Origin of the sequence: Bacillus sp. FJAT-27245, from assembly GCF_001273955.1 — a bacterium.
GTDB lineage: Bacteria > Bacillota > Bacilli > Bacillales > Cytobacillaceae > Bacillus_D.
In genome coordinates, this window is the sequence record NZ_LIGI01000001.1 from 494,799 (window position 1) to 515,380 (window position 20,582).

Genomic DNA, 20,582 nt, shown 5'->3' on the forward strand with positions numbered 1-20,582 from the left:
TATGTAGGAGCACTCCAGTGAATCTGCGGTGCTCCATTTTTATTAGAAATGATGGGGGGAGAACATTCAATGGCTAATGATTCTGAGGTTTTAGTGGATAAAGGGAGGCAGCCTGATTTGAAAAAGAAAGTGGAGCGGAAAGAAGGGGAACCGACTCCAGCTTTTGTGGGCGCTTCCTGGGCTGCGCTTTTAGTCGGCGTTACGGCGTATCTCATCGGCTTATGGAATGCGGGGATGCAACTGAATGAAAAAGGCTATTACTTTGCCGTTTTGGTATTCGGCCTTTATTCCGCGGTATCTTTGCAAAAAGCGGTAAGGGATAAGGATGAGGGAATTCCTGTAACGAATATTTATTATGGAATCAGCTGGTTTGCACTTATTGTAGCAATTTCATTAATGGCGATTGGTTTATACAATGCGGGAAGCATCGATTTAAGTGAAAAGGGCTTTTATGGTATGTCATTTGTCCTTAGTTTGTTTGCTGCAATCACGATTCAAAAGAATATTCGTGATACACAGAGAGTAAGAGAAAGAGATTAATTCTTTTTTAAAAAAACACAATGGTATTCGGATGGCGCATTCGGATACCATTTGTCGTTATGGGGATAGTTGCGCGATTCACCTAACTAAAGTAGAATTCTGTAGGCTAGTTGAGCAATAATAGTAGAAAATAGGATGGAGACAGGAGGTTTTTCGTTGGAAAACAATGATATTTTAATTAGAGTTCGGTATGCTCTGGATATTAAAGACAATGATATGGTGAAAATTTTCAAACTGGGCGGTCTTGAGGTCTCCAGGGATGAAGTGAAAAAGATGCTCACAAAAACGAGGGACAGCTACGAAGATGAAGCGGTCCCTGAAGAAGATGATGACAGTTTTAAAATCAATAACAGCAAGCTGGAATCATTCTTTAACGGGCTGATTATTTTCAAAAGAGGGCCTCAGGAACAAAAGCCGGGACAACCTGACCAAACCCCAGCGGCTTTAAAAAGCAATGAACCGGTAAACAATATGCTTCTAAAAAAACTTAAAATCGCCCTGGCTTTAACGAGTGAGGATATGATTGATATTTTGGCAATGGCCGGAGTCACGATTACAAAAGGCGAGCTGGGTGCGTTATTACGGAAAAAAGGCCATAAAAATTATAAGGAATGCGGGGACAAATACGCCCGGAATTTCTTAAAAGGATTGGCCATGAGGTACAGGGGTTAAATTTAAAATAATAAAAGTGTCTGTTAACCTGTTTGCAGTCTGCAAAACCCAGGGGAACAGGCACTTTTTATTTTTGATGTAGGTAATGATGTATTATTGCGAAAATTGTATTTATTTACTTTGCAAAAGGTTATAATTATGGATAGCAACTTGATTACCGGAATTACGCCAGGAAAAATTTTTTAAAAAGCGGGTGGAAAGGTAATGGGAAGATTAATTCATTTTGAAATTCATGTGGATGACATGGAACGAGCTAAGTCGTTTTACGGCGAAGTATTTGGATGGACCTTTCAGGATTGGAGCGAGTATGCTGGTATGCCTTACTTTGGTGCAGTGACTGGCAATGAGGAAGAACCAGGCATCAATGGCGCTTTAATGAAGCGGCAGGGTGCCCGCCCAGAACCGAACCAAGCGATGAACGGCTATGCATGTACAATGGGTGTGGAAGATTACGATTCCACTGCTGCTAAAATTCTTGAATTAGGCGGCCAGGTCGCAGTGCCGAAGCATCCCCTTCCTGGAATGGCGTGGCAGGGATACTATCTTGATACCGAGGGAAATGTATTCGGAATCCATCAGCCTGATGTAAATGCAAAATAGAATCCAGTATAGGTGAAAAATATGATTTCAAAAGACTTAGACGCCATGCTGGAAAAATTGCGCGCTATTTGTCTTGCGCTTCCTGAAGCAGTTGAAATTGTTGACGGATTCGGCCATAAGACTTTTAAAGTCAACGGAAAATCATTTGTAATTTTTGGTGAAGGCGAAAATGGATTCAACGTGTCCTTCAAATCGGACCGTGAATCCCAGGAATTGTTGCTTCAGAAAGAGCATTTTTTTAAAACTCCGTACATAGGGCATCATGGCTGGGTGTCCATCCAAAATCCTGCTGGGGAACAGTGGAACGAATTGGCCGGCCTTATTCAGGAAGCTTATTTGCTTGCGGCACCAAAGCGTTTGGTTAAGCAGTGGATGGATTCGGTTGAGAAGTGAAGGAATAACGTTAAAGGGAGAGCATCCTATTAATAGGTGCTCTCCCTTTATGATTGTGAAAACCTATTTCAATCATGCAACTCATGCGCAGCTAAATTCATTCTGTACCCTCCAAGAAAATTCATTATAAACACTTTTCATAGAGTGGGTTAGATGGCAGGAAATATTCATTTTGTCTTATTACTCTTTCCTCGCTTTTCACCCTCTTTTCACTTTCCTCGTTTATAATGAGTTTTAGACGGATTTTCAATTAGCCTGACGAAGCATGCAGAGCTGTATCGTAGCGGCAATGACTATGGAATATTGCCGGAATCGCCAAAAGGATCGTTTTTCGATAGCAACTCGCTTAGGAGTGAAGTCATTGAATATTTTATTAGCTGAAGATGATGTACGTCTTGGGCAGCTTGTTTCCCATATGCTGAAGAAAAAGGGCGGTTATCGCGTCGACTGGGTTGAACAGGGCGACGATTCCTATGATTATGCGCTAGCGTCCCATTACGATGTCCTCATTCTTGATTGGATGATGTCGGGGAAGGACGGGGTTACCGTTTGCCGGGAACTCCGGTCTGCAGGCTACTGCGGTCCGATTTTAATGCTGACCGCAAAGGATGCGTTACAGGACAGGGTCGAGGGTCTGGATGCGGGTGCGGATGATTACTTGGTGAAGCCGTTTGAAATGGATGAATTACTTGCGCGCATACGGGCGCTAGGACGCAGGAATTTTGCTCCGATCCAGGAGGAATCGGTTTCGTTTAGGCGGTTTACACTCAACCGGACAAGCCGTAATCTTTACGTTGACGGTAATCATGTACAGCTTTCACCGAAGGAGTTTCAATTGCTTGACCTTTTTTTGAAAAACAGGGGGCAGGTGCTGACAAGGGACATTATCCTCGACCGCATTTGGGGATATGATGCCGATGTATCTTACAAAATTGTTGATGCGACCGTTAAGCTGCTTCGAAAAAAATTGGATGCGGAGCTGATTCAAAGTATCCGCGGGGTAGGGTATAAACTTGATGGCTAACATTCGGGCATTATTACAGAGCATGTTTCGCGGCGATGTCCTGAAGCGGACCCAAAAGCGTTTAACAATGTATAACAGTGGATTGCTGATGGTCCTGCTAATTTTGTTCGCGCTAATTGTCTATTTGCTTTTGTATGGGGTAATGGCGATGCAGGAGAAACAGAATCTGCAAAATCTGATTAACCAGACGCTTCTTTACGAGACGGAGGTCCGGAAATCGGTTAACCAGCGGCAAGATCCTCTCATGGCCGTTAACGAGAATTTATTTTATTATTCCATTTTGGACCAAGAGGGAAACGAGCTTGCCGTGAACTCCCGGATGGGACCGATTCAGCGGACAATAACGAACAGAATCCGCGGCTGGGTTCCTAAAGAAGGTGAAACAAAGTCAGTTGAAATGAAGGTACCCCATCCCTCAGGCATGGGCGGAATGCATCGCCATATGGAGCGCTTTGAAAACCATACAGTCCATCTCCTGCTTGCCGGGCAGCCTATTTATCAGGGAAGGAAATTCATTGGGGTTGTATACGTAGGAATTGACCAAACCTCCAATAAACGATTGTTTGAAGTATTGCTATGGATTTTAGTCGGATTGGTTCTCTCTTTTTATTTAGTTGCGTTGTGGGTCAGCCATATCATGGCCAAAAAAGCGATGGTGCCTGTCCGTGCTTCTTTTATGAGGCAAAGGGAATTTGCCGCGGATGCATCGCATGAATTAAGAACGCCTTTAAGTGTACTCTACACCTCCCTCGAGTTTCTTGAATTGGAGGAAGAAGAGCGCTTTTCCGATTATTCAAAGCAAGTCGTTGACGATATGAAGGACGAAGTAAAGAGGATGACCAAGCTAGTCGGTGATCTCCTAGCGCTTGCCCGTGTTGATTCGGGGAAAGCCGATGTTATCCACGCTTCGTTCGATCTCGGGCCATTAGCGCAGCAGGTTGTCCGTTCGATACAGCCCGTCGCGGGCCAAAAATCTATTCAGGTTGATGCCGCTATTTTGCCAAGCCTCGAGGCTGTGGGGGATGCTGAAAAGCTTAGGCAGCTTTTCTACATTTTGCTCGATAACGCCATAAAGTACACTCCGGAAAGCGGACGGATTTCGGTCGTTTTAGATGCGAATGAAAAGCATTGGCAGCTGCGCGTGAAGGATACCGGGGTGGGCATTAAGCCGGAGGAGCAGCAGAAGATTTTCGGCCGGTTTTACCGTGCTGAAAAGCATCGTTCCCGGCAAATGGGTGGAACAGGGCTCGGCCTTTCCATTGCCCATTGGATTGTTTCCTCGCATAACGGCGAGATAACAGTTAAAAGTGAACTAGGAAGTGGAAGCGAGTTCATCGTAACAATTCCACTCTATCTAACTCCAACTACCACTGTCTAAGGGGTAGTTTTTTGTTGTTTTTAAAACTTTGTGTTCATTTTTTCACTATCTTTTCACTTTTCTTTCCTATACTTCAAGTAGTCAGACAGAAAGGAATGATGAATGTGGAAAAGAAAAAAAAGAAAAGGGGCTTAAGGTGGCTGTTTTTCGGGCTGTTACTTGGCGCGCTTATTTTTACAGCCTTCCATTTAGCCAACTGGAACGGAATGCTTAATCCGCATTTCTTCCCGACACAAAATCAGGTCCAAGGCATTGTACAGGATACGTTCCGTAAAGGCAAGGAGGTTACCGGTAATTTCAATGGACATGCTTTCCATGATAGGGACGGCATGGGGCATGCGGCCATGGGACATGGTTCGAAATTTGGCGGCCAAGGAGTGATGATGGGCAGGCACCATGGTTATCATCCGCACCATGGCTTTGGGTTCGGCGGTTTCTTCGTTGTTCTGGGCGGTTTGGCACTTGCATTAATTGGCTTGTATGTAAGGAGAAAGAATGAAAACAAATGGCTCGGAAATGCTTTGATTGTCCTGGGCGTACTGCCGTTTCTGTCAAGACTGCCCTTCTTGTTAATCATCATCGCCGGCATTCTTGCCTATTGGTTCATAAAAAAAGGTCGCAACGATAAAGCAGTTGAAGCGGCGGTCCCTAGTACCTTTCAGCATGATTACTCCATGAACGGGCAATTCCTGGATGAGTGGGAACGTACAAATAAGAGGGAGGACAAATAACATGTCATTATTCATCCGGATTAAAAACATCATAACCGCGGATTTGCACGGGGCATTAGATAAGTGTGAAAACCCAATGGCGATGCTCCAGCAGCATTTACGCGAAATGGGTGTACAGGTTGCAAAGGCGCAAGAAGCGCTTGCCAGCCAATTTTACTTGGAAAAGAAGTACGAGATTCTGCTGGGCGAATCGGAAGCAACTATTGAAAAACGTGCCCGCCAGGCTGAACTGGCAGTAGAAATGGGCAAAGAAGATATTGCCAAACTCGCTCTCCAGGAAAAAATATCGGAGGAAGCAAAGCTGCAAATGCTTCGTGATCAGGCCGCCCTTGCAAAGCAGAATACAGCCATCCTCATTGAGCAAATTGAAAAGCTGAAGGCGGAATATCAGGACTTTCAATTTAAAAAACTGGAATTAGAATCAAGGGTGCATGCAGCCGGTTCGATTAAGCAAGGCCATGAAATGCTGAAAGCTTTCAAATTTGAAGGAACGGCCAAGGGACTGGCAAAAGCACGTGAATATGTGTACAAGCTTGAAGCCGAAGCAAAAGCTAGCGAACACTTCAAACATTTCACAATCACACCTGCCGTCTCGCCAACTTTCCAGTCTGAAGTCGAGAAACAATTGGAAGTCATGAAACAAACAAAACAGGCATAAATGTAGAAGGGACGGATTTGCTCCATTAAAAGAAGCGAGCCGTCCCAATTCGTTTAATGAATCAGTAATGCCAGTGGTGGAATGGATAGCCTCCGTGCCAATGATGGTGATGGTGCCAAGGATAACCGCCGTAGCCAAATCCATAACCCGGGTACCCGCCAAAACCGTAGCCTGGATACCCTCCGAATCCCATGCCATGATAACCGCCAAAGCCCATGCCATAACCAGGATAGCCAAAGCCCATCCCGTAACCCATGCCTCCTAAGAACTGTCTTTCCATGTTTCTCTCTCCTCCTCAAATTTGTTCAACACATCTTATGTTTCCATGGGTGGGCGTGAATGGTCATCTGCCCATGTTCGGGAAGAATAATAAAGGTTTTGTTTTACAAAATAAGTCACATATGTAATAATAAAGGGAATTTGGAGGAGGGGGAAGTAAGTTCATGGAACCAACAAATTGCCACTATTAATTTATGAAAATTAATATGAATTTTCGTATCGAGCGAAAATGCCTAAGCTGCTTAGGTTTCTTTGTTGTGCTCTTTATGGAATGAAGGCAATTGGATGGTAACTTACTTTTACTGATAGCGGGACTATAATTGAATCGGGCGCGTCGCCGGTGTTTCGCCAGCAAAAATGGAAGTGGGCGTATTTGTGTTTTGCACGTTTACTACAGGACCCCGATGATTATAATCATTTACTCTAACAGGCCGTAAGGGGAACCAACCTCTTACGGTCTTTTATTTTACGAATAGGTATTAAGTATCTTCCTTGTGCTGTCCATAAAAGGCGTAACAGCTAATCTGGATGAGAGAAGTGATTGAAATGTTGGAATTGAAAGTAATGGGCCTGAAAAAATATATGGAAGCGACACTAGTTGTGAAAAATATTACGTTTGAAGCATATGAAGGGGATAAGATCGGGATTGTTGGCGCGAATGGCAGCGGAAAGAGCACAATCCTTAAAGTCATCGCTGGGATCGAGCCGATGCAGTACTATCCGGGTTATCCGCAAACCTCAAGCCCAGGCTATGATGAAGGGCTGATCCACCTACCGCGCGGTGCGACAAGAGCCTATCTTGAACAGTCGCCCGTCTTTCCGAAAGGCTTGAGGGTTATTGATATCCTTAATTTGGCCTTTGAAGAAATTGATGGGGTTGAAGGGCAAATGCGTGAACTGGAGGAGCAAATGACAACCCTTGAAGGTGATGCACTTGAGAAGGTATTGGCGAAATACAGTAATCTCGTCCATCAGTTCGAGGCGAAAGGCGGTTATGAGCGCCAGGAAAAGCTGAGCAAGGTTTGTACGGGACTGCGTTTTTCTGAAAGCTTCCTCGAAAGGGACTTTGATTTGCTGAGCGGAGGTGAAAAAACGACGGTCGTCCTTGGGAAGTTGCTGATCCATCAACCAGACATTCTGTTGCTTGACGAGCCGACCAACCATCTCGACATGGATTCCATTGAATGGCTTGAAGGCTATTTGAAAATGTATAAAGGAATCGTCATAATCGTCTCCCATGACCGATACTTCCTCGATAACGTTTCCACGAAAATTGTCGAGATCGAAGACATGGAATCCGCCTGCTATAAGGGGAATTATTCTTCTTTTGTGGACCAAAAGGAAGAGAACATGAGGATTCAATACGAGCATTTCCGGGAACAGCAAAAAAAGATTGCCAATATGGAAAAGCAGGTCATAAGCCTCCGGGACTGGGCGATGCGGGCTGATAACAACAAGTTTTTCAGAAGAGCCGCGTCCATTCAAAAGAAGCTCGATAGGCTCGAGCGCATCGATAGGCCAATTTTCGAAAGGCGGAATATGAGGCTTGATTTTAAGCCGGCAGAGCGGTCCGGAAAGGAAACGATTAAAGCAATCAAGCTTTCGAAAAGCTATGGAGACAAGGCTATTCTGAAAAATGCAGATTTAATGGTGCATTACGGTGAAAGGGTGGCGCTTGTCGGTGGAAATGGCAGCGGAAAAACAACTTTCCTGAAGATGCTCCTTGGAGAGGAAAAGCCGGATAGCGGAACTGTAGAACTTGGTGCAAATGTGATGGCCGCCTATCTGCCCCAGAAGCTTACGTTTAAAGATGAAGAACAGACGGTACTTGAGTGCTTCCGCGAGGATATCTCGATAGTGGAAGGGAAGGCCCGTGAATATCTCGCAAAATTCATGTTTTACAAGGCGAGTGTATTTAAAAAGGTGAAGCATTTGTCCGGTGGCGAGAGAATCAGGCTAAAGCTAGCGAAGCTGATGTACGGTGACATCAATTTGTTAATCCTTGATGAGCCGACCAACCATCTTGATATAGATTCAATCGAAACGCTTGAGGAGGCGTTCGAGGATTTCAATGGAACGATTTTCTTTATCTCGCACGACCGGTATTTCATCAATAAAATGAGCGAACGAGTGATTGCCCTCGAGGATTTTGCATTGAAGAGCTATCCAGGAAATTATGATTTTTATAAAAACGAAAAAGAGAAAGCCGTCATGATGAAACTGGAAAAGGAAGTGCACGTTGGCAGATCCGATAAAAGACAAAAGCCAAAGAGCGATGAAAAGGCAAACGCGTCGGATAATGGGGCAAAGACACTAAAAAGGATAGCAATACTCGAAAAGGAAATTGGCGAGATTGATATGGCGATGGCGGCAGACCAACTAGACTATGAAGAACTGAACAGTCTTTTTAACAGGAAAGAGCAGTTAACCGCAGAACTGGAGCCATTGTTGGAAGAATGGCTCAGCCTGAACGATTAATTACTAGCGAAGAAACAGTGAAACAGGGGACGTATCCTTTGCTTCAATAAGACACTGGATACGTCCCCTGCTTCTATTTTTTATGAGATTTTTGCTAAGTATTCGGCGGTTGATTGTGGTTCGTCCTTGGCTTGAACCTTGTCAATCTTATCGACAAACATGCCGAAGACTCGCTTCTTTTCCTCAAGGTCCTTGATTTCGGATTTAAGTCTATTAAATTGTTCCTCGAATGGTCTGTGGTAAATTTCCCGGATGGTGCGGATAATTTCTTCGTTCACCGTTGACTGGGTGACCTGCTTGGTAATGCTGAACTTGTAATTGTATACCATAAGCTCCTGCTTTACCTTTTCGTACTCCTTATCAATCTCCGCGAGCAATTCCAAAATTTCCTCTTTCCATTCATTCAACGATTTTTTTAGATATGAAGAATCCATAGCGTGTCTCCTTAGTATGTAATAATGGACGGGAAAGCCTGTCCTTCAATTTTAGCATGATTAAGTTACAAATCGTTTGCGGACAGGTTACAGTTCAAGCCGTTATATTAAAAAGAAGTAACGAGTGAGGATAATAGAGAAAGACTCATTCAGATTCAGAATCACCTGGCTTCTCTTCCCTAACCTCTTCAATATCAACATCCTGTTGCCCGATGATTCCCTGTGCGTATTGAGTGAGCGTTTCCTGGCAGGAGTCCTCTCCCACTTCAAAATTGAAGGCATCCTTTGTTTCGCGTTCTTCCAAAGAAGCGAAAAGGTCGTGGATATCGGCGTTGTCTCCCGATACGGTGCCGAATCCCTGGCTATGCTTTTTATAACTCGTAAAGCCGCTCGGGAGGTTGTTGCCGAGATTGACGCATGACGCGCCTTCCACGGTTCCGATTGTTATTTTTCCGATAAAAAAAGCGGGGGAAAATTTAGTCATCGTGATTGCCCTCTCCGTTTATTAATGAATATGAAACTGGGTCACCGTTGATCAGGATCTGTATGTCCCGGCTACCTTTTTCTGTTTTCAAACATGCTTCGGGTCTACTTTCTGTTTCCATTGATTCTTTCGGAACATATTCTTTATCCTTAAATGATGCCGAATGACTTCCTGATGCGGCTGCATCCAGTTTCTTTTTTTGATGTACCTTTGGCGAAAAGGTGTTGCCCATGTTCAGCATTCCGCTTAATTCCTGAATATCCAGCTTCTCGAGGTGAAAGGCGAGTTCCTCAAGGTTCAGTTCATTTAAGTGGAGTTCGTTTATATGAATATCAAAATGGAGTTTATTTTTTTTCGAATCGTTCAGGGCATTTTCAAGCCTGTCCAATCTTTCCGCAAAATGCATTAAGCTATCAATGATTTTATCTGTGCTCATTCGAATCAGATCCTTTTTTGTCATGAAAAAATAATGCGTGATTGTTAGTGGCTTTGCTGTTTTTCCCCCTGATTGAGCCAAACCCCTCATTTACTTCCGTCTTGCTAATCCTGCCATTTTGGATGTTTGTCCCAATAAAAAGCCCCGAGGAAGAATGGATTCTGCCGATTTTCAATCCGTTGTATCGAATGACCGTCATGTTTCTCCTCCTGGAAGGCTGGTTTTTAATAAAGGAATCGTAATTGTTAAAATGCCGTATGCCAATTCTGCCTTCAATTGGCCTGGCAAACAATGTTCGGGAAGTTTGATTTTTTTATGAAAAGGTCCGTAGAATCGTTCCTGCCGAATCATGTTCGAATCCGGACTCACAGTAGGTGGAAAGATTTCTCCGCTAATCAAAAGGCTGCCGGAACTTAATCCGAGCTTTACATCCTGAGGCTTTGCACCAGCAAGATCAACCATAATATAAACCAATCCCTCCGTGAGGATACAATCAACCCGGGGGCTGATGAACGGAGCGACTTCTGTTAAAAGTTCCATGAAGTCACTACCTAATATTTTTGTAATTTGGGAACGACGGCCTTTACTCTTCACACGGACACGACCTTTCGGATAAAAGGTTTCAATATTACATATATGTAGAAAAAGGGCCATCATGCTACCGACTTGCCTGTTTTTAGGAATTGCGCCAGTCCATGATGAAAAACAGCATAGCAACCGCCGCTATGCTGCTCAATTAAATTGTCTGTCCTTGCGCGCTTGGCGAGACGTTCGCATTGTTCATCTGGCCATCAAGGAAGTCGAGGTCGTTAATGACGGATCCGTTGGCCGTGTTCACCACATTCCCTGCGAAAAATCCCTGCCCGTTATTTACTTTCCGGTGGGCCGCCCAGCCAGGGAGCTGATTTTGTCCAACTGCAACGGTGGAATTTGTATTCTGGGAATTAATATTGATCGCACCAACTCCGAAAGTAATCGCCACCTGGGTCCCTCCTTTAGTGGCAGCGGAAAGTCACGAATGGGTCAAATGGCTGATTGGGGTATCGATCATATCCTGATCGGAAACGTAGGTTGCATTGTTTTCATTCTGTATATTGCCAATCAGCCTGCCCTGCCCGGCATTCCGTTTGCTGTGTGTACTCCAGCCGTTCAAATCGTTTTCACCAACAGCAAGGGCAGCACACGAATCAAGCACATTTACGTTTATCCCCACAACATCAACATGATTGAGGCTGCTATTTGGCGCTCGTTCCATAATGCTAATCGCATTGCTGTTAATAGGGGTATCGACGACATCATTGTCAATGACATAACTATAATTTTCTGAAACCCGGCAATTGCTCATTGAACCAAAGCCATAATTCGTTTTGCGGTGGGAAGACCAATTATTTGCATAATTGATTCCAACAAAAATGCCGGAAGCTGTATCAATGGAATTCACATTTACCTGGTCGACAAAGACCTTGTTCCTCATTCGATTTCGTCCCATATCCATACCAATCCCCTGGTTTTAAGGCAATGTATAGAATAGAATATGCTCTTTTTTAGAAAAAGTTCGTTTTATCCAAGCGAGGCAAATGGACACAGCCTTAACTACTTAAATCAGAGAAAAGGTCGGTTGACTGAACCTAAAGGAGTCAAAATTACCTAAATTTAAAAAGCCCTTCACAATAATGAGGGGTTTATTTCTCTTTTAATGCCCGAAAGATGGGCTGTCCACCGCTATTCGGGCGTTAAATCCTTTTTTAATGCCCGCGGTGATGAACCTTTAAAAATGGTTTTGTGTAATTAATGGAAAAAGTAGTATGATAACGTTGAGAGGGGTGAACGTATTAAATGTTAATGGTTATAAAGAAAGTTGCATTCTATTTTTTGTTGTTGATTATTATTCTCATTCTTTCATTTTTGGCCTATCGCTATATCATGCAGAAAAAAATTCTAAATGCAGCGAAGGAGCAAACAAGAAATAATGGAATAAGCGAAATGGTAGAGTTAGAGGTGAATGGGACGAAGCAATACCTTTTAATTGAAGGGAAAGATGTACATAAACCGGTTATTTTATTTTTACACGGAGGCCCAGGGCAACCCTTGCCTTTTGGTGTCAGTTCAAGAGGAGTTCACCCCAGGATAACTGAAGATTTTGTTGCTGTGTATTATGACCAAAGGGGTTCCGGGAAGAGTTATCATAAAGATATACCTATTGAAACTATGAAGATTGAACAGTTTTTAAAAGATACTGATGTAGTGGTTGACTATTTATTGAAGCGGTTTGAGACAGATGAAATTTATGTATCAGGTCTGTCCTGGGGTTCCATTCTTGGCATGAAATATATTCACCAGCACCCTGAAAAAGTGAAAGCATATTTTGGAATATCGCAATTTGTCAATAATGCCGAGACACAAAAACGCACGAGAGACTGGTTGCTGCAAATAGCAGAAAAAAATAATGACGAAAAAATGAAAGATAAAATTCTCTCGTTCGGAAATCCACCATATTTAATAGAGGATGAAGAAATATTTAGTGAGTATATGAGAGCACATGGGGGCGACAATTACTCGAACGACGAAATTCCCAAGGTGGATATTATAGGAGACTATGTAAAACCAATGATTTTCAGTCCGGATTATACGCTGGGAGATATTTATAAAGTTTTGGTCAGTGGAGCAAACTTTAGCCTGTTTGAGGCAAAAGATTTGGCAAAAGAAATCCAGCTGGAAGTTAACCTGAAAGAAGAAATCGAAGAAATAAAAGTGCCGATTTATATCTTCCAAGGTAAACACGATAAGTCAACTGACTATGGGTTGGCAAAAGAATTTTTTGACAGTGTAAAAACAAAAGAAGTAAAAGAGTTTATTGAACTTGACCAATCTGCCCATTATCCGAGTGAAGAAGACTTTAAAGAATATCTGCAAAAAATGATAGAAGTTTCGAAGCAATCTTAATGATTTGGTAGGGCGCCATTAGTGGAGGGGATGGAAACATAAGCGGTTTTGAAAGAGTTAGGAAGAATTAAAACAGCTGGAAGTTAATAACCGTCCCTCCTCTAACATGCGTATATATAGGTTCATCACAATAAGTGCTTGTGCCTGGCCAAAACTGCGAAAACTTCAAACTACATTCCATGCTTTGAAGGTACAGGCAAGTGTGGGGTTGCCAACTTTGTTATTGAAACGTTTCAAAGATAAAAACCAAAGAAAAGACGAAAAAGGAAGAGAACAGCTCAGTATAGGAAGTGAAAACATGATCCGGATTTTTAATAGTGAACAGGAAGTCGCACACCAAATTGCCAAGGAAATGGAGGAGCATGTAAGAAAAGAAGCAAAGCCGGTGTTATGTTTGGCATCAGGAAGTACTCCCCAGATATCCTACCAGTTGTTTGCCGCCGGCATGAAAGGCCAGCCCGTGCTTAAAAAAGTGAAATTTGTAAGCCTTGATGAATGGGTCGGGATCAGCAGGGAATCAGAGGGCAGTTGTTTTCAGATGCTCAATCAGGATTTATTTTCCCATCTGGAACTGGAGCCGGGGCAAATTGAATTCTTTGATGGTACAGCTGATGATTTGCAGGAGGAGTGTTCGAAAATTGATCGTTTCATAGGGGACAATCCAATCACGTTCAGTCTAATTGGAGTGGGCATGAATGGGCATATTGGCTTGAACGAGCCAGGGTCCAAGGTGTTAGGCCATAGCAGTGTTGTCGATTTATCAGAAACGACAAAGACAGTGGCCCAGAAGTATTTTTCAAAACCAACAGAACTTGAGAAAGGCATTACAATGGGATTAAAGCAATTAGTGCAAAGTAAGCGTGCAATTGTAGCCATTACCGGGGAACGGAAGGCTGAAATCGTAAAGGAAATTACCCTTCTTAAGGAAAGGAAGCTGCCTGCCCAGGAGCTGCTTGGCTATGAACATATTGATTTCTATTTGGATAGGGCGGCAGCGAAATATATAAAGTGTAAATAAGAGAGTTATAGAGGCAACGTCGAAAGGAGAACCAATATGAAAAGAGTAAAAGTGGCATTAGTCGGGGCGGGCAGCATTTCGTTTGCGCTTGGCTCACTTCAGGATTTGGTCTTGTCTGAAAGGCTTAAAAATGAAGTGAATCTGGAAATCGCCCTTATGGACATTGTCGATGAAAATTTAACAAAAACCTACGCCTATGCAAGAGAAATGTTTATGGAGTTCTCGCACCCGGCAAACCTTTGGAAAACGACCAACCTGCAAGAGGCACTTGATGGAGCTGACTTTGTTATTACTGCAATAGAAGTAAACCGGTATTTTTACTGGTCACAGGATTTCCATATCCCGCGCCGGTATGGCAGCAAACAAATTTTTGGCGAAAACGGCGGCCCTGGATCGATGTTCCACACACTTAGGAATCTTGGCCCGATGCTCCATATCGCCCATACAATGGAAAAAGTTTGCCCAGTTGCATGGCTGCTCAACTACACGAATCCCGAAGCTAAATTGGTCGAGGCGATTTCAAAGTTAACCTCTATTAAAATAGCAGGATTGTGCCATGGACTTGACATGGGAGTCGACCAAATCTCGAAGTTCCTTGAGATGGACAGAAATGACCTTGGTTTCGAAGGGGGAGGCTTGAATCATTTCGGTTTCTTCACGAAAATATGGGACAAGAATACAGGTGAGGACTTGTACCCGTTATTCCATGAAAAGGAAAAGTAGGCCAACCGCCTCGCCCAGTATGACCATATTTCGCTGTCCAGGACGATGTACCACATTTACGGGCTATATCCATACCCTGGTACAAACCATATCGGGGAGTATGTTTCTTTTGCCGGGGATTTTTACGCGGGGCTTCCGCTTCAATTCCACTTTGACCCGGTGAGGGAAAAGTTATGGGAAAAGGATTCGAGAACTCCTGAATTCGTTTATTGTGCCAATGGGGGGATACTTGATAAGGGCTTGTTTGACGAGAACATGACCTATGAAGAGTGGGCGGAAACGATGTTTGTTTTTAAAAAGGAGAATGTCCACAAGAGTGGCGAGTATGCGGTTCCGATTATAGAAGCCATTTTATTTGATGATGAAATCGAAATCAATTCTGCTAATTTGCAAAACAACGGCGCAATCAAAGGCCTTCCTGATGATATGGTTGTCGAAACGCAGGCCATCGTGAATGGCGATGGCATCAAACTGAAACCGATGACGGTTGAATTACCAACAGCCATCATCGGAACGATCCATATCCAAGGAATGATCCACAGATTGCTGATTGAGGCTTACGAGGAAAATTCGAAAACGAAGCTTCTGCAGGCGATTTTGCTTGATCCACAGGCGCCAAGCTATTATCAGGCATGCGCCATGATTGATGAAATGTGCGAACTGCAAAAGGACATCCTTCCATTACTGGAGTGGAAATAACCAAAACGTTAAAACAGGAAAGCCGCCCTTGAAAGACGAAAGGGCGGCTTTTACATGTCTAGGATGATGGGCTACATGGAAGAGGATTCCCCCTGTGGGATGTCCTTGCTTTTCGAATCAAGAACTTTCCAAATTGCAACGACAAATAGAAACATCAGAAAAGGAATGAGATATTTTTTTACCTCCAAAAATAGGGAATCGGAATGGTTCGTGGTCAGATAGAAAATTCCGCCATTATCCTGGCCGAGCGTCCCGTTAAAAAGGCCGTAGCACACATTCAGCCCCCAGTGGATTCCTGTAGTTGCCCAAATCGAGCCTGATTTGTAAAAAGCATAGGTAAGCGATAACCCGACAAGAACAGAAAACAGCGTATTGGAAAGGCTGAAGCCTTCGTTCCAGATGTCGTCAAAGGAATAGACCACAATCGAAATAACAAAAATCCACAGGGCAGGGATACGGTGTCTCAGTTGTCCGAAGATATACCCTCTCGTGATAATGTCATTGAAAAAAGAGCCGATAAAGAAAGTCCCCAAAACCAACCCGATTGTCAGGATGGATTGCCCGAAAGGTTTTACCCCCGATAGTTCCAATGCGCCAAATCTCCATGAAAGAAGATAGCTGATAAGCCAGAAAGAAAAGCCGGTACCGAAGCCGATCAACAGGTTTCGCGTCCACTTCCGATGGAATCTTATGCCAACGTCCTTAAACCCAACCAGCCCGGTCCATTTTATCAGGGTGAAAAGAATCGGGAAAAACAGGGCAACGAGCAAAAGCTGCAGCAGGATGTTCCCGGCCCCCGCGATTGCCACGTTTAAATACAAGTCCAGCAGGATGAAGCCAATGAAAGCTTTCGCGTAATGCCTCATTGCTTTATTGGTTTTTTCCAAAAAACCACCGCCATCCAATAAAATATTTATAATCATAACATGCGAGAAAAGGTTGGAAAATCCTATTTAGGAATAGACAGGTAAAAACTTTCTTTTACTGGAAGTTTAAACCATAATAAAGATACATCCAGATACATAATTTTCCCAAACATAAATAGGCTGTAAAAGAGTTAGTTTGTTCAAAAACAAATCCAACCATAGTAGGGGGGAGTCTTTATCAAGGCGATTGTTTGTGGCAAATATGGCGCGCCGGATGTTCTGGAGGTAAAAGAAGTTGATAAGCCCATACCTGGAGACAAGGAAGTATTGGTCAAGGTGCATGCGGCATCGATTAATTATGGGAATCTCGTTCTTTTAAAAGGGGAACCGTTCCTCGCCCGCTTTGCATTTGGGCTTTTGAAACCGAAATACCCCATACCGGGGGGCGACATCTCCGGGCGTGTGGAGGCGGTTGGCAAAGATGTTAAGCTGTTCAAGCCTGGGGATGAAGTGTTTGGGGATCTCTCCGGAAGCGGATGGGGCGGGTATGCGGAATATGTGGCTGCTCCCGAGCATGCATTTGCCCCAAAGCCTGCGAATCTATCATTTGAAGAAGCGGCTGCGGTGCCGATGGCAGGGGTCACTGCGTTGCAGAGTTTGCGTGATAAAGGGAAGATTCGCCGTGGGCAAAAGGTTTTAATTAATGGGGCGTCCGGCGGTGTCGGAACGTTTGCGGTCCAAATCGCAAAATCTTTTGGTGCAGAGGTTACCGGGGTGTGCAGCACAAGGAATATAGAAAGAGTACGGGCCATTGGAGCAGACCATGCCATTGATTACACAAAAGAGAATTTTACAAAAGGGACGGTGCGCTATGACTTGATTATTGGCGCCAATGGAAACCACCCGGTTAGTGCATACAAGCGTAATTTGAATCCAAACGGTATCTTTGTCCATGTTGGCGGCGCTGGGGCGCAAATGGCGCAGACCATGTTGCTTGGCCCCTGGATTTCGATGGCCGGCAGCAGAAAAATCGTAAGTTTCCTGCAGCGCCCAAACCAAAAAGACCTGTTTTTTATGAAAGAGTTGCTGGAAACAGGCAAGGTAAGGCCCGTTATTGACAGGCACTATACCCTGGATGAAATTTCAGATGCCTTTAGCTATTTTGCCGAAGGCCATGCGCAAGGGAAAGTGGTCATTACAATGTAGGCTTGAAGGCATGGCACTTTTAACCGGATTGATAAAATTGGCCAATCTAGGAGGCTGGTAAGTTGGAAATCAACCGACAAATCCAAGTGTTTGATAAACAGGTTAAGAGGTATGCGAAGCCACTAAAAGAAAATTCGTCTGAGTACCGTTTAAGGAAAAATCTATTAGGCTCTGCGAATGGAGACATCCTTGAACTTTCAGTGGGAGCGGGAACGAACTTCATATTTTATCCAAGGAATGCGAAAATCACTGCGGTTGACTTCAGCCCATCCATGATTGAACAAGCGAGGTTAAAGGCATCTCAGGAAAGGCTCACAGTGGAGTTTATAACCGCCAATGTCGAAGAAGCTGAGCTAGAGGCCAACCGATATGATACGGTCATTTCCACCTTATCGTTATGCTCCTACCCGAATCCGGAAAAGGTGCTTGAACGGATGGCTCACTGGGTAAGCCGGGTGGCCAAATTCTTTTAATGGAGCATGGGCTTAGCACGAATCCCGTATATGCCTGGCTGCAGAATAAAGCCAATCCCTTTCTTTTTAAAAAATTCGGGTGCTATCATAACCGGGATATAGTAAAACTGGTGGAGGCATCCCCAGTGGGGGTTAAAAAGGCCGAGAGTTTTTGGCTGAATTCGCTTCACCTGATTTGGGCAAGCCCCAGAAACAAATAAGTAGGGAAGGTTCCAGGTTAATGGGCCTTCCTTTTTTTATTCTGGCAAAATAGCCCGTTCAACCAAAATTCTTCTTGAAAAAATCAAGCTCCATAACGGTTGAAATTTTTTTGAAACCAAGCTTTTTGTATAGATGCTTTGCTGGGTTACCCGCGAAAACGTTGAGCTGGACCGTGGCAATGCCGTGGCCTTTAAGCTCCTGGATGGCAGCTCACATCAGGTTTTTCCCGATGCCTAAGTTTCTGTATTGCGGAAACACATATAAATGGAGAAGGTGTCCGGTCGCTTTGCCGATTAGCTGATTCCATTCAGACCCAATCAGAATCCAGCCCCTTATCTCGCGGTTACGGCCGTCAATAAGGTAATAGGCCCCGTTTTTCACGAGGGGATAAAACATGTTATAGCCATTTTCCCAATTGTTGTTGGCGTATCCCATCGTGCTTTCTTCGAATACATGTCCAGACACCCTCAATATATACTCGGTCTCCGATTTATTTGCTTTTCGAATTGTCATTGAGCACCTCAAAGAAAAATTAGTTGGAATACTATATCCCCTTTCCACCCTTTCCGTGCTTATCCGTACTGTTGCTATGGGAAAAGGCTGTCCATTCTTATTCCATTAAGGAAAGTTCCTGCCCTCAAGGACCAAATAATTGATTCTTCCCGTGTTTCACTGCTATATCCTGTCATGAATTTTGGTGGACGGGCATATAAATAGTCAGAGATTGTTCGGGAGGTGCGTGGATGGAGGAAAAGCTGTCATTAAAAGAAGCTGCCTCGGTTTTAAGGAAGTGGCTGTGGCTGATCGCGGTTTTGTCGCTTTCAACAGCGCTTGTGGCAGGAATATTAAGTTTCTTTGTCCTGGAACCCCACTATGAGTACAGCTCGCAATTTCTTGTCAATCAAAAAAGCTCGGATCCCCGCGGGGTAACGGGGGAAGATATCCGGACCAATGTCGAATTGATTAACACATATAAAGGAATCATCCACAGCCCAATTATTTTGGATGATGTCTCCAAAGAAATGAACCTTAGTTTGCCTGCTGAAAAACTAAGAAAAAAAATAACAATATTGAGTGAGGAAAGCTCCCAGCTTGTAACAGTCAAAGCAACCGATTCGGATCCGGAGCGGGCCGCTGCGATAGCGAATTGGACAGTCCGAATTTTTCAAAAAAAAGTCCCTCAGCTTATGAATGTCGATAACGTAAAAATTTTGTCTGAAGCAAAAGTTGAGGTAAATCCAAGCCCTGTCTCACCCAATAAGGCTTTGAATATCGCCATTGGAATCATCATTGGCGCGATGGCGGGGGCGGGTATCGCCTATATGTTCGAATATGTGAACAATACAATAAAAACGGAAGCAGATATTTCCGGAAAACTGCATGTTCCTGTCCTTGGAGTGATTCCGCATATAAAAGAAGAGGATATTGCATCAGGGAGAACGTTGCGTGCTGCACATGAAAAGGGGAGGCGGAACGCAATTGATGCATCGTAAAATCGATATATGGAACAATGCCCAAAAGAATCTGCTTGCAAATTTGAACCCGAAATCGGCAATATCCGAACAGTATCGGACTGTTAGGACAAATATTCAATTTGCGTCTGTAGATAAAATGATTCAGGTAATCGTGGTGACTTCTGCATCCCCTTCGGAAGGAAAATCGATGAGCGCTGTTAACCTTGCCGTCGTCTATGCCCAGCAAGGGAAAAAGGTTCTCCTTATAGATGCGGACCTCAGGAAACCAACCGTACATTATACGTTTTCATTGGATAACTTTAAGGGCCTAAGCTCAACATTGGCCGGAAAAACAGAATTGGAAGAGGCAATTGTTGCAAGCGGAATTGATAATCTAGATATCCTTTCATCTGGCCCTATCCCGCCGAATCCATCGGAGTTGCTTGCATCCAATAAAATGCTTGAACTATTGAAAGCAATCAGGGATGTGTATGACATTATTCTCTTTGATACCCCGCCTTTGCTGGCTGTCACAGACCCGCAAATTATTGCCTCGCTGGGAGATGGAACCGTCCTCGTAATCCGCAGCAAGAAGACCGAAATTGAAGATGCGAGAAAAGCAATCAACATGATTCATTCCGCCAATGGAAGCTTGATCGGGACCATTTTGAATGATGCCCGTATAAAAGAAGGGCATTACTACTATATTTAAAGAGATTAGCGCCATGAAGGCTTCGATTTACAAGTTAAAATCGGGGCCTTTTTTCTGTTTGTTATTTTGTTTTGTTCGTCTGATTATCCAGGGTGGTGCGGGCCAAAGGAAAAATGCCCAGAAAAAACCCTGTAATAATCAGCCAGCAACCCCCATAAACTGAAATGAATTCCCAGTACG

General features: G+C 43.8%; 27 protein-coding genes. 17 read left to right on the forward strand and 10 right to left on the reverse strand.

Annotation, left to right across the window (positions count from 1 at the left end):
* Nucleotides 1-69 precede the first annotated feature (69 nt).
* The 8 genes from yiaA (at nt 70) to ADU24_RS02390 (ending at nt 5,996) form a co-directional block, all read left to right on the forward strand.
* Nucleotides 70-540: an inner membrane protein YiaA gene (yiaA, locus tag ADU24_RS02355; RefSeq protein ID WP_053365128.1), complete on the forward strand. Its 471-nt coding sequence runs from the start codon at nt 70-72 to the stop codon at nt 538-540.
* A 135-nt stretch (nt 541-675) separates the two neighbouring features.
* Complete coding sequence (locus ADU24_RS02360; RefSeq protein WP_053365129.1) at nt 676-1,212, forward strand: DUF1456 family protein; 537 nt, start codon at nt 676-678, stop codon at nt 1,210-1,212.
* A gap of 204 nt (nt 1,213-1,416) precedes the next feature.
* Entirely contained in the window at nt 1,417-1,812 is a 396-nt protein-coding gene (locus tag ADU24_RS02365) for a VOC family protein (protein WP_053365130.1), read from the forward strand.
* A gap of 21 nt (nt 1,813-1,833) precedes the next feature.
* Entirely contained in the window at nt 1,834-2,205 is a 372-nt protein-coding gene (locus ADU24_RS02370) for an MmcQ/YjbR family DNA-binding protein (RefSeq protein WP_053365131.1), read from the forward strand.
* A 361-nt stretch (nt 2,206-2,566) separates the two neighbouring features.
* On the forward strand, nt 2,567-3,229 hold the full coding sequence (locus ADU24_RS02375) for a response regulator transcription factor (protein WP_053365132.1): 663 nt from the start codon (nt 2,567-2,569) through the stop codon (nt 3,227-3,229).
* Complete coding sequence (locus ADU24_RS02380; RefSeq protein ID WP_053365133.1) at nt 3,222-4,607, forward strand: sensor histidine kinase; 1,386 nt, start codon at nt 3,222-3,224, stop codon at nt 4,605-4,607. Before ADU24_RS02375 ends, ADU24_RS02380 begins: the two co-directional genes overlap by 8 nt.
* A 104-nt stretch (nt 4,608-4,711) precedes the next feature.
* Nucleotides 4,712-5,338, forward strand: a complete 627-nt coding sequence (locus tag ADU24_RS02385) for a hypothetical protein (RefSeq protein WP_053365134.1) — start codon at nt 4,712-4,714, stop codon at nt 5,336-5,338.
* 1 nt (nt 5,339) lies between these two features.
* Nucleotides 5,340-5,996: a PspA/IM30 family protein gene (locus tag ADU24_RS02390; protein ID WP_053365135.1), complete on the forward strand. Its 657-nt coding sequence runs from the start codon at nt 5,340-5,342 to the stop codon at nt 5,994-5,996.
* A gap of 61 nt (nt 5,997-6,057) precedes the next feature.
* Here the strand turns inward: ADU24_RS02390 and ADU24_RS02395 are convergent, their stop codons facing one another.
* Nucleotides 6,058-6,276: a hypothetical protein gene (locus ADU24_RS02395; protein WP_053365136.1), complete on the reverse strand. Its 219-nt coding sequence runs from the start codon at nt 6,274-6,276 to the stop codon at nt 6,058-6,060.
* 545 nt (nt 6,277-6,821) lie between these two features.
* On the opposite strand from ADU24_RS02395, the gene abc-f reads away from it, so the two are divergent.
* Nucleotides 6,822-8,753 (forward strand): ribosomal protection-like ABC-F family protein, encoded by a 1,932-nt coding sequence (gene abc-f, locus ADU24_RS02400; protein WP_053368739.1) that lies wholly within the window; start codon nt 6,822-6,824, stop codon nt 8,751-8,753.
* Between the two features lie 80 nt (nt 8,754-8,833).
* On the opposite strand, the gene ADU24_RS02405 is transcribed toward abc-f, so the two are convergent.
* From ADU24_RS02405 to ADU24_RS02435, 7 genes are all read right to left on the reverse strand, one after another.
* On the reverse strand, nt 8,834-9,187 hold the full coding sequence (locus ADU24_RS02405) for a hypothetical protein (RefSeq protein ID WP_053365137.1): 354 nt from the start codon (nt 9,185-9,187) through the stop codon (nt 8,834-8,836).
* Between the two features lie 145 nt (nt 9,188-9,332).
* Nucleotides 9,333-9,671 (reverse strand): hypothetical protein, encoded by a 339-nt coding sequence (locus ADU24_RS02410; RefSeq protein WP_053365138.1) that lies wholly within the window; start codon nt 9,669-9,671, stop codon nt 9,333-9,335.
* Complete coding sequence (locus ADU24_RS02415; protein WP_053365139.1) at nt 9,664-10,107, reverse strand: hypothetical protein; 444 nt, start codon at nt 10,105-10,107, stop codon at nt 9,664-9,666. Before ADU24_RS02415 ends, ADU24_RS02410 begins: the two co-directional genes overlap by 8 nt.
* Nucleotides 10,094-10,306, reverse strand: coding sequence for a hypothetical protein (locus ADU24_RS02420; RefSeq protein WP_053365140.1), 213 nt, complete (start codon nt 10,304-10,306; stop codon nt 10,094-10,096). Before ADU24_RS02420 ends, ADU24_RS02415 begins: the two co-directional genes overlap by 14 nt.
* Nucleotides 10,303-10,701, reverse strand: coding sequence for an Hsp20/alpha crystallin family protein (locus tag ADU24_RS02425; RefSeq protein ID WP_197277461.1), 399 nt, complete (start codon nt 10,699-10,701; stop codon nt 10,303-10,305). Before ADU24_RS02425 ends, ADU24_RS02420 begins: the two co-directional genes overlap by 4 nt.
* 142 nt (nt 10,702-10,843) lie before the next feature.
* Nucleotides 10,844-11,089, reverse strand: coding sequence for a hypothetical protein (locus ADU24_RS02430; protein ID WP_053365142.1), 246 nt, complete (start codon nt 11,087-11,089; stop codon nt 10,844-10,846).
* Nucleotides 11,090-11,119: 30 nt separating this feature from the next.
* The gene (locus ADU24_RS02435; RefSeq protein ID WP_053365143.1) at nt 11,120-11,602 is read right to left on the reverse strand and encodes a hypothetical protein; all 483 of its coding nucleotides are present in this window, start codon (nt 11,600-11,602) and stop codon (nt 11,120-11,122) included.
* Nucleotides 11,603-11,943: 341 nt separating this feature from the next.
* Here ADU24_RS02435 and ADU24_RS02440 point away from each other — a divergent pair, with 341 nt between their 5' ends.
* The 4 genes from ADU24_RS02440 (at nt 11,944) to ADU24_RS23490 (ending at nt 15,490) form a co-directional block, all read left to right on the forward strand.
* Entirely contained in the window at nt 11,944-13,050 is a 1,107-nt protein-coding gene (locus ADU24_RS02440) for an alpha/beta hydrolase (RefSeq protein WP_053365144.1), read from the forward strand.
* Between the two features lie 298 nt (nt 13,051-13,348).
* The gene (locus ADU24_RS02445; RefSeq protein WP_053368740.1) at nt 13,349-14,068 is read left to right on the forward strand and encodes a 6-phosphogluconolactonase; all 720 of its coding nucleotides are present in this window, start codon (nt 13,349-13,351) and stop codon (nt 14,066-14,068) included.
* Between the two features lie 36 nt (nt 14,069-14,104).
* Complete coding sequence (locus ADU24_RS23485; protein WP_231689549.1) at nt 14,105-14,791, forward strand: family 4 glycosyl hydrolase; 687 nt, start codon at nt 14,105-14,107, stop codon at nt 14,789-14,791.
* Nucleotides 14,792-14,836: 45 nt separating this feature from the next.
* Nucleotides 14,837-15,490, forward strand: coding sequence for a hypothetical protein (locus ADU24_RS23490; RefSeq protein WP_231689550.1), 654 nt, complete (start codon nt 14,837-14,839; stop codon nt 15,488-15,490).
* 71 nt (nt 15,491-15,561) lie between these two features.
* Here the strand turns inward: ADU24_RS23490 and ADU24_RS02455 are convergent, their stop codons facing one another.
* The gene (locus tag ADU24_RS02455; RefSeq protein ID WP_197277462.1) at nt 15,562-16,377 is read right to left on the reverse strand and encodes a CPBP family intramembrane glutamic endopeptidase; all 816 of its coding nucleotides are present in this window, start codon (nt 16,375-16,377) and stop codon (nt 15,562-15,564) included.
* 216 nt (nt 16,378-16,593) lie between these two features.
* Between ADU24_RS02455 and ADU24_RS02460 the strand changes: the two genes are divergently transcribed.
* Together ADU24_RS02460 and ADU24_RS02465 are read left to right on the forward strand one after the other, a co-directional pair.
* Nucleotides 16,594-17,562, forward strand: coding sequence for an NAD(P)-dependent alcohol dehydrogenase (locus ADU24_RS02460; protein WP_053365146.1), 969 nt, complete (start codon nt 16,594-16,596; stop codon nt 17,560-17,562).
* A gap of 62 nt (nt 17,563-17,624) precedes the next feature.
* On the forward strand, nt 17,625-18,035 hold the full coding sequence (locus ADU24_RS02465; protein ID WP_053365147.1) for a class I SAM-dependent methyltransferase: 411 nt from the start codon (nt 17,625-17,627) through the stop codon (nt 18,033-18,035).
* Between the two features lie 411 nt (nt 18,036-18,446).
* On the opposite strand, the gene ADU24_RS02475 is transcribed toward ADU24_RS02465, so the two are convergent.
* Nucleotides 18,447-18,749: a GNAT family N-acetyltransferase gene (locus ADU24_RS02475; protein ID WP_053365149.1), complete on the reverse strand. Its 303-nt coding sequence runs from the start codon at nt 18,747-18,749 to the stop codon at nt 18,447-18,449.
* Nucleotides 18,750-18,979: 230 nt separating this feature from the next.
* On the opposite strand from ADU24_RS02475, the gene ADU24_RS02480 reads away from it, so the two are divergent.
* Both ADU24_RS02480 and ADU24_RS02485 read left to right on the forward strand, forming a co-directional pair.
* Nucleotides 18,980-19,729, forward strand: coding sequence for a YveK family protein (locus ADU24_RS02480; RefSeq protein ID WP_053365150.1), 750 nt, complete (start codon nt 18,980-18,982; stop codon nt 19,727-19,729).
* Nucleotides 19,719-20,402, forward strand: a complete 684-nt coding sequence (locus tag ADU24_RS02485) for a CpsD/CapB family tyrosine-protein kinase (protein ID WP_053365151.1) — start codon at nt 19,719-19,721, stop codon at nt 20,400-20,402. The genes ADU24_RS02480 and ADU24_RS02485 overlap by 11 nt, the downstream gene beginning before the upstream one ends.
* Nucleotides 20,403-20,582 lie beyond the last annotated feature (180 nt).

Bases quoted from the DNA above. Each gene is read 5' to 3' on its own strand.
- ADU24_RS02395 (WP_053365136.1), bottom strand. From the start codon at position 6,276: ATGGAAAGACAGTTCTTAGGAGGCATGGGTTACGGGATGGGCTTTGGC.
- ADU24_RS02365 (WP_053365130.1), top strand. From the start codon at position 1,417: ATGGGAAGATTAATTCATTTTGAAATTCATGTGGATGACATGGAACGA.
- ADU24_RS02420 (WP_053365140.1), bottom strand. From the start codon at position 10,306: ATGACGGTCATTCGATACAACGGATTGAAAATCGGCAGAATCCATTCT.
- ADU24_RS02410 (WP_053365138.1), bottom strand. From the start codon at position 9,671: ATGACTAAATTTTCCCCCGCTTTTTTTATCGGAAAAATAACAATCGGA.
- abc-f (WP_053368739.1), top strand. From the start codon at position 6,822: ATGTTGGAATTGAAAGTAATGGGCCTGAAAAAATATATGGAAGCGACA.
- ADU24_RS02390 (WP_053365135.1), top strand. From the start codon at position 5,340: ATGTCATTATTCATCCGGATTAAAAACATCATAACCGCGGATTTGCAC.
- ADU24_RS02370 (WP_053365131.1), top strand. From the start codon at position 1,834: ATGATTTCAAAAGACTTAGACGCCATGCTGGAAAAATTGCGCGCTATT.
- ADU24_RS02435 (WP_053365143.1), bottom strand. From the start codon at position 11,602: ATGGATATGGGACGAAATCGAATGAGGAACAAGGTCTTTGTCGACCAG.
- yiaA (WP_053365128.1), top strand. From the start codon at position 70: ATGGCTAATGATTCTGAGGTTTTAGTGGATAAAGGGAGGCAGCCTGAT.
- ADU24_RS02360 (WP_053365129.1), top strand. From the start codon at position 676: ATGGAGACAGGAGGTTTTTCGTTGGAAAACAATGATATTTTAATTAGA.
- ADU24_RS02440 (WP_053365144.1), top strand. From the start codon at position 11,944: ATGTTAATGGTTATAAAGAAAGTTGCATTCTATTTTTTGTTGTTGATT.
- ADU24_RS02485 (WP_053365151.1), top strand. From the start codon at position 19,719: ATGCATCGTAAAATCGATATATGGAACAATGCCCAAAAGAATCTGCTT.
- ADU24_RS02475 (WP_053365149.1), bottom strand. From the start codon at position 18,749: ATGACAATTCGAAAAGCAAATAAATCGGAGACCGAGTATATATTGAGG.
- ADU24_RS02405 (WP_053365137.1), bottom strand. From the start codon at position 9,187: ATGGATTCTTCATATCTAAAAAAATCGTTGAATGAATGGAAAGAGGAA.
- ADU24_RS23485 (WP_231689549.1), top strand. From the start codon at position 14,105: ATGAAAAGAGTAAAAGTGGCATTAGTCGGGGCGGGCAGCATTTCGTTT.
- ADU24_RS02480 (WP_053365150.1), top strand. From the start codon at position 18,980: ATGGAGGAAAAGCTGTCATTAAAAGAAGCTGCCTCGGTTTTAAGGAAG.
- ADU24_RS23490 (WP_231689550.1), top strand. From the start codon at position 14,837: ATGTACCACATTTACGGGCTATATCCATACCCTGGTACAAACCATATC.
- ADU24_RS02380 (WP_053365133.1), top strand. From the start codon at position 3,222: ATGGCTAACATTCGGGCATTATTACAGAGCATGTTTCGCGGCGATGTC.
- ADU24_RS02445 (WP_053368740.1), top strand. From the start codon at position 13,349: ATGATCCGGATTTTTAATAGTGAACAGGAAGTCGCACACCAAATTGCC.
- ADU24_RS02415 (WP_053365139.1), bottom strand. From the start codon at position 10,107: ATGAGCACAGATAAAATCATTGATAGCTTAATGCATTTTGCGGAAAGA.